Source organism: Nitrospira defluvii, from assembly GCF_905220995.1.
Lineage (GTDB): Bacteria > Nitrospirota > Nitrospiria > Nitrospirales > Nitrospiraceae > Nitrospira_A > Nitrospira_A defluvii_C.
Window position 1 is genome coordinate 230,448 of the sequence record NZ_CAJNBJ010000016.1, and the last position, 13,875, is coordinate 244,322.

General features: G+C 60.5%; 14 protein-coding genes. 5 read left to right on the forward strand and 9 right to left on the reverse strand.

Going from position 1 to position 13,875, the window contains the following annotated elements; genetic code table 11:
- Positions 1-304 precede the first annotated feature (304 nt).
- The gene (locus KJA79_RS12695; RefSeq protein WP_213042422.1) at positions 305-511 is read right to left on the reverse strand and encodes a hypothetical protein; all 207 of its coding nucleotides are present in this window, start codon (positions 509-511) and stop codon (positions 305-307) included.
- Positions 512-627: 116 nt separating this feature from the next.
- Between KJA79_RS12695 and KJA79_RS12700 the strand changes: the two genes are divergently transcribed.
- The gene (locus tag KJA79_RS12700) at positions 628-1,200 is read left to right on the forward strand and encodes a GNAT family N-acetyltransferase (RefSeq protein WP_213042423.1); all 573 of its coding nucleotides are present in this window, start codon (positions 628-630) and stop codon (positions 1,198-1,200) included.
- Positions 1,201-1,244: 44 nt separating this feature from the next.
- Positions 1,245-2,009, forward strand: coding sequence for a hypothetical protein (locus tag KJA79_RS12705; RefSeq protein WP_213042424.1), 765 nt, complete (start codon positions 1,245-1,247; stop codon positions 2,007-2,009).
- Here KJA79_RS12705 and KJA79_RS12710 read toward each other — a convergent pair.
- Entirely contained in the window at positions 1,989-3,350 is a 1,362-nt protein-coding gene (locus KJA79_RS12710) for a flavin monoamine oxidase family protein (protein WP_213042425.1), read from the reverse strand. The genes KJA79_RS12705 and KJA79_RS12710 overlap by 21 nt on opposite strands.
- Before the next feature lie 184 nt (positions 3,351-3,534).
- On the opposite strand from KJA79_RS12710, the gene KJA79_RS12715 reads away from it, so the two are divergent.
- On the forward strand, positions 3,535-4,182 hold the full coding sequence (locus KJA79_RS12715; RefSeq protein WP_213042426.1) for a hypothetical protein: 648 nt from the start codon (positions 3,535-3,537) through the stop codon (positions 4,180-4,182).
- Between the two features lie 24 nt (positions 4,183-4,206).
- On the opposite strand, the gene KJA79_RS12720 is transcribed toward KJA79_RS12715, so the two are convergent.
- The 3 genes from KJA79_RS12720 to KJA79_RS12730 form a co-directional block, all read right to left on the reverse strand.
- Entirely contained in the window at positions 4,207-4,629 is a 423-nt protein-coding gene (locus KJA79_RS12720; RefSeq protein WP_213042427.1) for a type II toxin-antitoxin system VapC family toxin, read from the reverse strand.
- Positions 4,626-4,859: a FitA-like ribbon-helix-helix domain-containing protein gene (locus tag KJA79_RS12725; protein WP_213042428.1), complete on the reverse strand. Its 234-nt coding sequence runs from the start codon at positions 4,857-4,859 to the stop codon at positions 4,626-4,628. The genes KJA79_RS12720 and KJA79_RS12725 overlap by 4 nt, the downstream gene beginning before the upstream one ends.
- Positions 4,860-4,984: 125 nt before the next feature.
- Positions 4,985-5,335 (reverse strand): hypothetical protein, encoded by a 351-nt coding sequence (locus KJA79_RS12730; protein ID WP_343224256.1) that lies wholly within the window; start codon positions 5,333-5,335, stop codon positions 4,985-4,987.
- Between the two features lie 401 nt (positions 5,336-5,736).
- On the opposite strand from KJA79_RS12730, the gene KJA79_RS12735 reads away from it, so the two are divergent.
- Positions 5,737-7,023: a hypothetical protein gene (locus tag KJA79_RS12735; RefSeq protein WP_213042430.1), complete on the forward strand. Its 1,287-nt coding sequence runs from the start codon at positions 5,737-5,739 to the stop codon at positions 7,021-7,023.
- A 298-nt stretch (positions 7,024-7,321) separates the two neighbouring features.
- Positions 7,322-8,062, forward strand: coding sequence for a transglycosylase SLT domain-containing protein (locus tag KJA79_RS12740; protein ID WP_246507627.1), 741 nt, complete (start codon positions 7,322-7,324; stop codon positions 8,060-8,062).
- A 183-nt stretch (positions 8,063-8,245) separates the two neighbouring features.
- Here the strand turns inward: KJA79_RS12740 and KJA79_RS12745 are convergent, their stop codons facing one another.
- From KJA79_RS12745 to KJA79_RS12760, 4 genes are all read right to left on the reverse strand, one after another.
- Positions 8,246-9,307 carry an aldo/keto reductase gene (locus KJA79_RS12745; RefSeq protein ID WP_213042432.1) on the reverse strand — a complete coding sequence of 354 codons (1,062 nt, stop codon included), beginning with the start codon at positions 9,305-9,307 and terminating at the stop codon, positions 8,246-8,248.
- 82 nt (positions 9,308-9,389) lie between these two features.
- A complete protein-coding gene (locus tag KJA79_RS12750; RefSeq protein ID WP_213042433.1) occupies positions 9,390-10,073 on the reverse strand; it encodes an HAD family hydrolase in 684 nt (227 codons plus the stop codon).
- A gap of 4 nt (positions 10,074-10,077) precedes the next feature.
- Positions 10,078-12,453, reverse strand: coding sequence for a phosphoketolase family protein (locus KJA79_RS12755; protein ID WP_213042434.1), 2,376 nt, complete (start codon positions 12,451-12,453; stop codon positions 10,078-10,080).
- A 72-nt stretch (positions 12,454-12,525) separates the two neighbouring features.
- Positions 12,526-13,737 (reverse strand): acetate/propionate family kinase, encoded by a 1,212-nt coding sequence (locus KJA79_RS12760; protein ID WP_213042435.1) that lies wholly within the window; start codon positions 13,735-13,737, stop codon positions 12,526-12,528.
- Between the last annotated feature and the right edge of the window lie 138 nt (positions 13,738-13,875).

A 13,875-nucleotide genomic window follows, 5' to 3' on the forward strand; every position in this document is an offset into this window, starting at 1 on the left:
CATGGGCAGCGTTCCCTGGGTCCGGTGCTCCACCGTCCCCCTCACGCTCCTTTACACATCATCAATCAATAGCCTTCTTTGCTGGAGTGCGCGAGCTCGGCCACGGAGTCGACTAAACGGGAAGAGGCAGCCGATCATGAACAGGCCAAGACGCGCAGGCACTTGGTCGACGACCTGGCCCAGCACTCTGGTTCGACGATAACCGCGAGACCGAGCAATCCGTCGCCATCGAACAGGCAGGAGCCTGACAGAAACGGCAGATGTATCGTGTGCGTGGGTGCGACGAAAAGTAATCAGCTGCGACTCAGTGGGACTGCCAGGCACTTTGAGCAATGAGCAGGAGCAGGCAGAAACACAACACGACGAGTGCGCCGAAGCAGGACCAGGCGATTGAAAATGCCCCATACTGTCTGAACCGGTCACGGCGCATATGGGGAAATCGCATGAGGCAATACGTCGTGACCGACGCCCCCATCCCGACAATCGCGATCAACACTTGCGCAAGGTCCATGGTATCCCCGTAAGTAGAACCCTGGCGCCACCCTACCCGCGAACGGAAGAGGCGTCAAGAAACGCGGCGAAAGCCGACAGTTGTGTACGACCCCGGCGATATGATGAGATCCATCGATGACATCCGACCACATGATCAGAACCGAGCGGTTGCTCCTTCGGCCTTTTCAGACGACCGATGCGGAGGCCATGCATCATCTGGCCGGCACCAGAGCCGTGGCCGCCGGAACCTTTCTCCCCCATCCGATGGATCGGCAGGCGGCCCTGAGCTGGATCACCGAACGTGTGGAGGAGCAGGCGGCAGGCAGAGGCGTAACCTTCGCGATCACCCTTGCAGAGAGCGGACAGGTGATCGGCGCCATCGGCATGGAACTCGTCGTAGCTCATGAACAGGGACGGTTAAGCTATTGGTTGGGCAGGCCTTACTGGAATCGAGGTTATGGGACGGAAGCCGTTACGGCTCTCGTGGGGTACGGTTTCAACAGCCTGAAGCTGCACCGAATCTACGCGCCGCATTTCCATACTAATCCGGCTTCCGGGCGAGTGTTACAGAAGGTGGGCATGACCCATGAAGGCCGCTTGCGTGAGCATTATCTTCGTTTCGGCCAACGCATCGACGTTGAACTCTACGGCATGCTCCGGGAAGAATTTCTCACCAAGCAAGCCGACAAGAAAGGGAATGGCCGGTGATCATACAGAGACTCTTGCACAGATGCAGAAGCGGTGCTACCCCTGTGACCAGGGTTCTGATCCGGCTCTCCGTCATAGCCATCGTCGCGCTGCCCGCTCTCGTATCAGCCGAAAGCGTGACGTCCCGCGACCATCGCTTCTCCCTGGAATTTGAAACAGGCGCCGTATGGCAATCGCGCAATCAGATACAGATTCCCGACAGCAGCGCCGGAACCCGATTCGGCTTGACCGACATTCAAGGCAACGGCCCTGACGCGCAACGGCGTGTGGAGCTCACGTGGAATATGAACCATCGGCATTCGCTCCGGTTCGTCTATGCGCCACTCGGCTTCTCCGGCACCGGTTCGTTCGGTTTCCCTGTGCGTTTCGCGGGCGGCACCTTTGCCCCTGGCGTCCCGGTCGATTCCGAGTACAAGTTCGATTCCTACCGGCTGACCTATCGGTATCTCGTGCATGAGTCGGAACGCTGGCGCTGGCGCATCGGGGCCACGGCCTTCATTCGAGACGCGCGGGTCGAGCTACGCCAGCAGGGCATGGTGGCGTCCGACAGCAACGTGGGATTTGTGCCGCTGCTCAGCACGAGTCTGGAATACGACATCGCGCCGCGCTGGACGGCCCTGCTGGACTTCGACGGACTCGTCAGCACGCAAGGGCGGGCGATCGATGCGGCCATCAAAGTTCGTTATGACCTCACTAACCACTGGTTCATGACCGCTGGATACCGTGTGTTCGAAGGCGGAGTGGACAACGACCGGTATGCCTTCGGTTGGTACAACTTTGCGTTGGTGTCATTGGGCCTGCGATTTTAAGCGTCGAAACAACATCTCCACCTCCAACGCCGCTCGCAGCCCGCTTTCGACGGCCCCGTTCATGTAGCCTTGCCAACGCAGGCTGGTCTGTTCGCCGGCGAACAGAATCCGTCCATGCGGACGGGACAGCCAGGCCCGTTGCTCCGGATCATATCCCGGGCGGAACACCGCGTACCCGCCACGCACGAATGGATCGTCTTCCCATGACACATGGCGCGACGCGCACAGAACGGCCTTCTTCGCCCCCAACCACGTCAGCCGCTCCGCCATCGCCTCGGCCCCTCCCTTGCTCAGGAGTTGCTTCGTATCACGACTCGTCGACCCGCCTGCAAGCATCGTCAGGATGCCGCGTTCTCCTCGCTGTTCCTCGTTGCCATCCCAGATCGCCCCGATCGGCAGATCGGTGCCGTAGGCGAGTGTCCGATCGGGGCGCCGCCAGAATCGCCGATCGAACTGCAAAAGGCTCTTGGTTGCCGGTCCGTATTGTAGATCTCCAAGGGCTTTCCATTGGGGAGGAGGCAATGGCGGTGTCAAGACGAGCCGTCGCACCATAGTGGCGGGCAGCGCCAGTACCAGCGCATCGGCGATCATGTGAGCCTGCCCGTCCTTTCTGTGCACGGTCACCTGCACCTTGCCTCGACGCTGCGCTACGGCGCGCACCCTGGTCTTGAATCGAACCGGCTCTTGCAGTCTCTCCGCGAGGGCGGTGGCGAGACGATCATTACCGCCCTTGATGCGATAGAAGTGATGCGCTCCGGGTGACTCCGTGGCCAATTGATCGACGAGGGCAAGTAACGACAGATTTTCAGGGTCGGCCAGAAAGAATCCTCTCAAATCATTCAATCGGGCGCGTAACTGCCGGTGAGCTCGGATAGAGTCGAGCCAGTCCGCAACAGATTGGTCAGCGAGCTGCCGCGCAATCGGACCATCCCACCGGCGCTCGTTCAATCGATGGGCTCGTACCCATGGCTCCGCCGCTTGTGCCAATTCCTCCCAGACGCTCCCAGCCCTCGACGACGACTCGACCCTGGAACCACGGGTACCTGAGCCGACAAACGCAAACCCGCCTCGAAGGATCGGCGACAGGGTCAGCCCCATGTCTTTCGCCAGCCCCCGAATCGCCTCTTGATCGGGATCGATCAGATCGCCCCCGGCTTCGGCATGTTGGCCCTCAGCAAATCCCTCCCGCATCGTCCACACCCGGCCGCCCAGGCGGTCGCGCGCCTCCACCACCGTCACCCGCGCGCCGCGCCGTTGCAGTTCACACGCGGCAGTCAGCCCGGCGAGCCCCGCCCCCGCCACGAGCACCGACATGCCACGCAAGGATGCCTTGTTTCCCATGACTCTCAACGATACGCGATTCAGCTTCCTGAGCAAAGTACGAGGTGAACGTTTGGGATGCTGGAAGGTTGAGACCTGTGTCCCCTTGAAGGCCCGAGTCCCTTTGTGAAGATTGATCCCTTGCCTCGCTTGATCCCACGTTCCAGAATCGCTACGCTACAGTCTTGGAACGAGGAGGTTGAGCATGGATACTGATCAACCGCGTAGCCCTTCCTCTCCGGACATTCTCGTACCTCACCCCTCGACCGATTCCAGTCCCACCGACGAACGCAACTTTCACATTAGGCTGGCCGTGTTCGCCTCTGTGGTGATCATTGCGATCATCGGCGCGCTCGTGGGGTATCCGACATGGCAGGAATACATCTCGCAGCAAGAAGCCAAACTCGAGCTGCGTGCCTACGTCAACGTCCGCGCGCTCGAGCCACCGGCACTGAAGGAAGGCGTGTCGCCCCGGGTGAGGGAGACAATCCACAACACCGGGCGAACGCCGGCCTACAACGATGCCATCCAGGCCTTCATCACCGTAGCCGACTACCCGCTGATCAAAAACTTCGAGCGGGTGACCTGTCCCCCGGACGATTCGCAACCGGACAAACGCAAGTGGTTCGTGGGCAAGGTCCCGCGAAAGGAAACGGTCCGCGAGGCGCCGTTGACTGCCGAGGAGGTCACGGCCATACAGACGGCCAAGTCAGCGCTCTATTACCATGGGACAGTCTGCTACCGGGATATCTTTCACGAATCTCATCGCACCGACTTCTGTATGTTTTGGAAATGGGACGCAGGCCGCGTGAGTCCCTCGCTTTCCTGTGACCAGGGAAACAGGGCGGACTAGGAGTGAAGGGATGGGCCTGGTCTGTCACTCCAGATCCTCCACCCACACGAGACAATCATGAAACGGGTGAGCAGCTAACGCCCTATAGAATTTTCGGTCGGCCGTGATCAAGCGTCCCTCAACGACTTCCGCAAGAGCAAGGTACAGGCAGTCGTACAAACTCTGCTGCGTATCCAATGCGAGTTCGTAGGCAGCCGGAAACAGTCGCTCGTCGGCATGTCGCTGGAGCGGAAGATGCCGTAACTCCTTGAGGATAGTGCTACCCTCCGCACGAGTGAGTTCTTTTCGCCTAATCTTCTTGGCGATAACGCTGCCGAGTTCCAACACCATGAAAGCGGGAACATGAAGGTGTTCATGAAGGCGAGTCACGAGGAGCGCGGCATCAGAATGGATTTCAGGGATGAACCATTTAATCGCGACACTGGCATCCACGACATAGCCGCTCACCGGTCGCGGTCTTCCCGGATAAGGTCAGCGCTATCATTAAATGTCTTTCCGGACTTCCTGAGTCGCTCACGGAATCTCTCGATTCGCTTCCAAGCCGCTTCATAGTCCGGCACCGCTTCTTCCAAGATCGTCTTTACTTCGGACTGCAAAGAGCGGCCATGCTCCTTCGCCCGCTTCTTCAACCGGCCAATGACATTGCTATCAAGATGCCGCACAAGGACCTGAGCCATAACGGCCTCCAAATTACAGGACCAACATGATAGCAGGATGCTATCACTATCAACACATGCGGTCAATGAAGTGCAAGAGAAGGGATGCGCAAGATGAACGTCTGCAAAAACGAGAGCGACATTTTTCACAGCACGAACACATGGTCGACGAGATAACGAGAGCCCTGCTGCACGAGAACCATCTCCGCGACATAATCGCCGGGCGAGTCGGTGAATTGCTGCCGCCACACAATCGCGATAGACCCAGGACGGCGAAAGACCGCGACCGGTGTTCGTGCCCCGAACGTACCTTTTTCCGTCTGATACTGCCGGCATACTCGCTCAAGATAGTCCTTCGTCACGATCGCTTTCAGTCGGTCGGTAAAATCCCGAACATGGCGGGCATGGTCGATGGCCGTCGAGGCCTCCATCAGATTGTCCATGATCGGATCGGCAATGGCCAGAATTTCGGCGTCGGACTTATTCTCCAGGTCCATCAGAGCCTCTCGGCAATGTGTTCGGTGGTTGGTCTTGGCAGAATTGACGATTGTACTCCAAACACATATCAATCGCAGCCAGGTGACCCGTCGGTCGGGGGCAAGGCGGTTGCGGTAGACCAACCCGCTTTCGATCAAGGCCCAAAGCTGAGGCGCCTCTAATGCAGTCATGATCGACAGGAGAACGGGTACAGACCAACCTGCGAGACACCGGCACCAAGCCCCAAGGCCACTTCACCAGACACGGCCAGCCTCGCCCACGACGATCCCACCGCTACCGAACGACCGTACACCCGACAAACCTGCTTGTTGATTCCCCCAACATATCTAAGCCGCACCCCGCAGTATCGGTGCTCCGCCTTGTGTTATCCTGAGTTGGTTAACACACGGGAGGCTGTATCATGTTCCGCTCCCGCACAGGGCTGACCAGTGCCGCACTACTCGCACTCTGGTGCTCCGCCTCTATATTCCCCGCGGTTCCGACCCTCGCGTCCACCACCATTTATAGTTACACGAACGACGAGGGCGTCCAGACCTTCACCAACGAACTGGACGCGGTACCGGAGAAGTACCGCCGGCAACTCACGCAGCGACATTTCGAGACAGAGGCCGTTTCTGATCGACCACCACCAGCCGTGGCCGCTGATCCTCCGATGCGTTCAGCCGATACACGCACCATCACCGCCGGCGGCGAATACCGCATGGGTGATCACGACAACCGCGCCGATGCCATCCGCCTGGCGACGGAATCCGCGAAGCAGGACGCGCTTGAGCAGGTGGCGACGTACGTCGAACGCATTACGGAAGTGCATGATATGAACGTCACGCGGGATGATATCCGTAGCTTCACGGCGGGCATCGTGAAAGTGCTCGATCAGACGGTTTCCACCAGGCTGGAGCAAGACCACGTCGTCGTTCGGGTCGATCTCACGGCGGAAATCGATCCCCAGGATGTCACCCAGGCCATCGCAGCCCTCCGGGAGAATGAGCAGGCCCGCCATGAACTGCTCGCACTTCGGGAAGAGACCGATCGACTCCAGGCCCAACTCGACGACACCAACCGTGCCCTAGCCTCCGCCGCGACTCCTTCCGACGTGCAGCAATACACCGACGAGCGGCAGGATATGCTCAACCAACTCCAGGCCAACGCCCTCCTGTCACAGGCCTGGACAAGTTGGACCTATCCCACCGTAGGCTTTTATTCTTATCCTTGGTTCGGGGCACCGGGCATCAACGGCCTCCTGCTCCAAGCGCAACGCCTCTATCCAGGCCATCGCCGCCTCCCGCTTGCGCAACGGACGATCACGGCGTACGGCAACAGCACTCCACCGGCCCAAGCGCCGATCCCCTCGCCGCCGCGCCCCTCACTGCTGGTGCCGCCCCTCCCACACCTGCACCCGCACCAGGCTCCGCCGCTGCTTAACAGCCAGGGACAGCCGGCCAAGGTCGGGGATGTGGTGGTGATTCCGACACCTCGATCCGTTCCGGTGGCCCCACAATACCGGCCGCAGCCGCCGCCCTATCAACTGCATCCCAACCACTTCTGGCGCCCCAGCCCGCCCAACATTCAGAGTCCCTCACTGCCCTCGCGCCAGGGCCCGCCTGTCAGCATGGCACCGCGTTCATCCAGTGGACAGATGAGCGGCAACGGACGTGCTTACGGGGGCGGTGGTCCCCGCGGCCGCTGACACGCGCTGAGTGACATCTCAGGTGGCCATGACGTTGGCAGGCCACGCGTTGCCGACCAGATGCCGCCCAGTGCGTCCTCGAATAAGGCGCGGATCGCGAATCGATTTCAGTTATAGTGAAGGCATGGCGTCTCGATCTGCTCACCATACGAGCCATGTCTCACACCGCAGAAGCCACGCTCGCCGCCGTGTCACCTTTTCGGCAGCCCGCCATTTCGTTTCCTCTCGCTGGCGAAACCTTCGCGCCTTCCTCCGTGCCGTAGGACACACGCACCCCGTTCTCCGCATCGTGATCACCGTGGGATTGCTCATTGGCTGTTGGCTCGGGGCAAACTGGATCTACCACGCGGTCCAGAAACCGACCGAAGTCTTTTTCCCGCTGGACAACACGTTAGACAAGAGCCCGCACGAAACCTGGCGACAGTATGGTTCGCTGTTCCGTGAGCATGCCACCCCGTCCGTTGCGCCTGAGCTCCTCGCGGCGCTGGCGCAGGTGGAAGGTGCTGGAAATCCCGTCGCGCGAACCTATTGGCGGTGGCGTTGGTCATGGAATCCGTTCGAGTGGTACCGTCCCGCCTCCAGCGCGGTGGGAATGTACCAGATGACCGACGGAACGTTCCGTGCGGCTAAACGCTATTGCGTCCACGATCATGCTGTGGTGCAGGACGGTCCTTGGCACGATCTGCGCTCCTGCTGGTTCAACAGCCTCTACAGTCGCGTCTTGCCGAGCCATGCGATCGAACTGACGGCGGCCTCTCTCGATCGCGACATCAACTCGGCTCTCGCGGTTCGCCGTGGGACGCCCGCCGGCGCACGGCAGAGGCAGGACCTCGCCGCGCTGATCCATCTGTGCGGAGCCGGGGCCGGACGGGATTTTGCCGCCAGGGGATTCCGTCTCACGCCTCACCAGAAATGCGGCGACCATGACGTGACCACCTACCTCGGCCAGGTGCGGGGCCTGACCCATCAATTCGCCAGATGGGCGAGGGGGACAACCGGCCAGGTCACATTGGTGAAGGCCCACCGATCCGCCGACTAGGGGCCTCCCTAGTGACTCAGCACGTGCATCTTGGATCAATGTGCTCTTCACCATGATCTGGCGATCCGAACGTCGAGTACCGCGACCAGACCGTCAGCACGGTCAGCTTGATGTATGTGCTCTTGGGGGCATCGGGCTTCGGGGCGGTCGACTGGCGGTGAGCGGATGAGATGAGGCCTGCTCCTAGGAGAGTCCGTGCTGCTGGCGGCCGATGCCGCCGTCGTAGCGATTGGTGGACTTGAACAGTTCAAACCGGCCGTCCATCGCATACAAGGCCACGCGCGCGCGCAACCCTTCCATTTCGGCCAGCGTCATGGGAGTGAAGCGACGGACAATGTCGAGGTTCTGCTTGAGGACCTGCGGCGAATCGATCCCGCTCACTAACGACGCGATCGGCAAACTCAACACATACCGAATGGCCTCTTGGGGCGTGACGATCCCCTGCTTAATCGGCTCCGCGTTACCGGTCAGGCTTTTCATGCCGAGAGCGGCGATTCCGCGCTGTGCCAACACCGGCAACACCTCATGTTCGAAACTGCGGTAGGTGCCGTCAAACACGTTCAACGGCATCTGGCAGGTATCGAACGGAAAGTCGTGTGACAGCATCTTGAGGTGGATGTTGGGATGCTTGTGGCCGGTGAAGCCGACGAACCGCACTTTTCCCTGCTGTTTCGCCTCCAGCAACGCATCGACCGCCCCGTGCGGGACGAAGTGCCGATCGGGATCGTCTTCGTACACCACTTCGTGAATCTGCCAGAGATCGAGATAGTCGGTCTTCAAGCGGCGTAGCGAATCTTCCAGTTGCTGCATAGCGACCTTCTTGTCGCGACCGTGGGAGCAGACCTTGGTCATAAGGAAGACCTGCTGCCGCTTTCCCTGCAGGCCCTTCCCCATCAGTTCCTCGCTGCGCCCGCCGTGGTATTCCCAGGCGTTGTCGAGGAACGTCATGCCGGCATCGATGGCTTCGTGCAAAATGCGAATGGCTTCGGCTTCGTCGGGATTACGTCCCCAATGCGCGCCGCCGAAACACATCGCCGACACCTTTACGCCGGTCTTCCCGAGCGGGCGGAGCGGGATCTCGCCGGTTGTCGTTCCGGACAGAGTAACACCAGCGGCCAAGGATTCGGCCAGAGAGCCTGGACTGCCGAGGGCCATAAGAGAGCCGGCCAGGCCCAGCCGTTTCAACAGCTGACGCCGATCGAGCGGAGTGGACCAGATGGCTTCGTGTGTATGCTCGGGGGCCATGGATGACCTGCTCTGTTGGGGGTGGAATCGTTACGCTACGCGTCGGCTGCTCCGATGTCAAACATACGGGCTCGAGAGCAACTCAGCGCCGTCGCGCCGCGTCGAGCAGCGCCGCTTGATTGATATTCAACAGGTCCCCGATGCGATCGATCGACAGGTCAGCGGACGGAAAGGTCCCCAACACATCCGGGTCGGTGGCGTAGTGGCCCTGGCGCGGAAACACCGTCGTGACCCGTTCTCCCCAATAGGCCTTCACCGCCGTGAGAATGCGTAACTTGTCGTCGACCAGGACATAGTGGTCGGCGGGATAGCGCTGCTCGACATCATCCAGTTCCCGCTCCTTGTGGATATAGATCAGGACATTGCCCTCCACCGCCTCATACAATCCGGATCGATCGATCTTGCGCGGCTGAAACACCACGTCGCCGTCCGACAGGATGACCGGCCTGCTCCACTCCGCCGCGTGCCGCACCACCGCGCAAGCCTGCGGAAACAACCGTTCGGCGAAGGGATAGTTGAGCAGAAACCGTGAGAGCGTGAGCAGATGCGGGTCGCGCGGATAGGCCTGCCGATACCGCTGAAGGGCGCCGAGATAGTCCACGTACCCCAGCTGTTCCCGCAATTCTTCAAAGATCGCCCAGTACTGCCGCTCTCCCCTGGTCCCGATTTCCTCATCTAAATGTTGCGTGAGGTCGGCCGCGATCCGGTCATTGTCCAGCAGCGTGTTGTCGACATCGAAGAGCACGACCACCGTTGGTTCCGCCATGGTGTCAGCGCTTTCCGCTCCATTTCCAGTTTCTGATCTCGGGCATGTCGGCCCCGTGCAGCTCGATATACTGCTTGTGCTGCATGCGCTTGTCGCGCATTTCCTGCTTGAGATAGGCAGCGCGGGCACCGAGTTGCGGCACACGATCCACCACATCGGACACGAGATGGAACCGGTCGAGATCGTTCAGGACCACCATGTCGAACGGCGTGGTCGTCGTGCCCTCTTCCTTGTAACCACGAACATGCAGATTGTGATGATTCGTCCGCCGGTAGGTCAGCCGATGGATCAACCAGGGATAGCCGTGGAACGCAAAGATGATCGGCTTGTCGGTCGTAAACAGGGCATCGAATTCCTTATCCGACAACCCATGGGGATGTTCGCTGGCCGGCTGCAGCTTCATCAGATCGACCACATTCACGACTCGCACCTTGAGGTTGGGCTGGGCGATGCGCAGAATCTCCACCGCCGCCAAGGTTTCCATGGTCGGCACATCCCCGCAACAGGCCATCACCACATCGGGATCACTCCCCCGATCGTTACTCGCCCATTCCCAAATGCCGATACCGGCGGTGCAGTGCAGAATGGCGGACTCCATATCCAGCCACTGCGGCGCCGGCTGTTTACCCGCCACCACCACATTGACGCAATCGCGACTTCGTAGGCACCGATCGGTGATCGAGAGCAGCGTATTCGCATCCGGCGGCAGGTAGACACGAATGACCTCGGCCTTCTTATTCACCACATGGTCGATGAAGCCCGGATCCTGATGGCTAAATCCATTGTGGTCCTGCCGCCACACATGCGACGTGAGCAGATAGTTGAGCGAGGCGATCGGCCGACGCCAGGGAATCGCGAGCGAGGTCTTCAACCACTTCGCATGTTGATTGAACATGGAATCGACGATATGGATAAACGCTTCGTAACAGTTCATGAACCCGTGGCGGCCGGTCAGCAGATACCCTTCGAGCCAGCCCTGGCACAGGTGCTCACTCAGGATCTCCATCACGCGCCCGTCATGCGCCACATGTTCGTCGCTCTGGAGAATCTGCTCCATCGAGCAACGGTCGGACACCTCGAACACGGCGCCCCATCGGTTCGAGGCCGTCTCATCCGGTCCGAAGATCCGGAAGTTGTGAGCATTCTGCTTCAGCACATCGCGCAGAAACAGCCCCTGCACCCTGGTCGCTTCGGCCTCGTCCGCGCCGGGCTTCCCCACCGGCACCGCATATTGCCGAAAGTCGGGCAAGTGGAGATCCCGCAGAATGCTGCCGCCGTTCGCGCAAGCAATCGCGCCCATGCGCCGCTCCCCGGTCGGCGCGAGCGAGGCCAGTTCCGGCACCAGCTTGCCCGAGGCGTCGAATAGTTCCTCCGGCTTGTAACTCTTCAACCACGCTTCCAGCTGCTCGACATGCCCAGGCTTGGCCATGTCGCCCATCGGCACTTGATGAGAGCGGAAGCTCCCCTCCGTCTGCTTGCCGTCCACTACTTTGGGACCGGTCCAGCCCTTCGGCGACCGCAACACGATCATCGGCCAGCGTGGGCGGGTCGTAAATCCCTTCGTGCGAGCCTCCTGTTGAATACGCCCGATGGTCGCCACGATTTCATCTAAGGTGGAGGCCATCAGTCGATGCATGGTCGCCGGATCGTCGCCTTCGACAAAAAACGGTTGGTGGCCGTAGCCGATCAACAGCGACTCCAGTTCATCCGGCGGCATGCGTGACAAGACGGTCGGCCCGGCGATCTTGTACCCGTTCAAATGGAGAATGGGCAGCACGGCGCCGTCATGCACGGGATTCAGAAACTTGTTTCCGTGCCAGCTCCCGGCCAGCGGTCCGGTTTCCGCTTCCCCGTCGCCGATCACGCAGGCCACGAGCAACTCCGGGTGGTCGAAGGCCGCGCCATAGGCATGGGCCAGGGAATACCCCAACTCGCCGCCTTCGTGTATCGAACCGGGCGTTTCGGGCGCGACATGGCTCGGAATGCCGCCGGGGAAGGAAAACTGTTTGAACAGCCGCTGCAGCCCGGCCTCATCCTGCGAAATGTTTGGATAGACCTCGCTATACGTCCCCTCGAGATACACATTCGCCACGAGACCGGGACCGCCGTGCCCGGGACCCGCAACATACAGAACCGAGAGGTTCCGTTCCTTGATGATGCGATTGAGATGGACATAGATAAAATTCAGACCCGGCGTCGTCCCCCAATGGCCGAGCAGGCGTGGCTTGATATGCTCCCGCTTCAACGGCTGCTTTAAGAGGGGATTGTCATACAGATAGATCTGGCCGACGGATAGATAGTTCGCCGCACGCCAATAGGCATGGATTCGCTCCACCATCTCGGGGCTGAGTGGCTGACTGACCGGCGTCGTCTGGTTCATGCGTTCCCTCATTCAAGTTCAAGTCATGCGTGATGAATGACTGCTATGCGACCGCCGGCTCCTCATACGCGATCACTGGTTGGCGTGCAGCGCCAACAGCCGGCAGAGTGAGCGGGCAATCTGACTCTCTTCATCGGTCCGGATCACGCGCACCGTCACGCGGCTTTGGCCGCTCGAAATAATCGGGGCATTCGTGTCGTTGCGTGCCCGATCCAGATGGATACCGAGAAACTCTAGGCCCTCGCACATCCGCGCCCGTACGACGGCCGCATGTTCGCCGATGCCGCCGCTGAAGACGAGTTGATCCAAACCGCCCAACGCCGCGGCATAGGCCCCGAGATACTTTTTCCCCTGATAACACAACAGGGCCACCGCGTCAGCCGCACGCGCATCGCGGCCTTCCTGCGCAAGAAGATCGCGGAGATCAGGGCTCAATTCCGAGATCCCCAATAGCCCAGACTGGGCATTCACCATATGGTGGAATTGGTCCGCCGTCAGACCTTCAGTCCTGGCCAAATAGGACACGAGGCCCGGGTCGAGATCACCGGATCTTGTGCTCATCGGGAGACCGGAGGTCGGCGTGAAACCCATGGTGGTGTCGATACTGACGCTATCCCGCACGGCGGCCATGCTGGCGCCATTGCCCAGATGAGCGAGGATCACCCGGCCGCGAGCGGCTTCCCGGCCGGCCACCCGTTCCAGTTCCTCCATGAGATAGGCGTAGGACAGGCCGTGGAATCCGTATCGCCTCACTCCCTGCTTCTCATACCGGCGCGGGATCGCCATCAATCGCGCAACCGGCGGCAGATGTTGATGGAACCCCGTGTCGAAGCAGGCCACCTGGGGCGCCTGCGGATACCGACCGGCCAACGCCTCAATCAACGCGAGTTCCGCCGGGAGATGCTCCGGATCGTAGGGACTCAGCCGCCGTAACTCTTCGAGCATCTCCCCCGACACCACATTGGGATCGGCATAGCGATTTCCCCCGTGGACCACCCGGTGACCGATGGCCTGGATCCCCGCGCCCTTGCCGCTCTCCGTGAGATGTTCAATCAACAGCCGTGCGGCCTCCGTATGACTCGGCACCTGCGCGACGCGACGCGCTTGCCGACCAGTGGCGGGGTCCGTCACAGTCACGATCCCGTCCGGCAACCCGATCCGCTCGATGTGGCCCGTTTCAGTCCGGATCGGCGGTGTGGCCACTCGAAACAGCGCCCATTTCACGCTGGAAGATCCGGCGTTGACGGTGAGCAACGCAGAGGCATCGCGATCGGCTTTGGGCATGAGCGTCCTTTCTGCTCCTTTCACCATAGATCGACCACAAGATCAGCGCAACCGTAAAATCCTCGCCTCGTGCCCTCCAATCACATCTCACAGCAGACTGGACCTAGGTCTTCTGCCCTTGCCACCCAAGGTAAACGG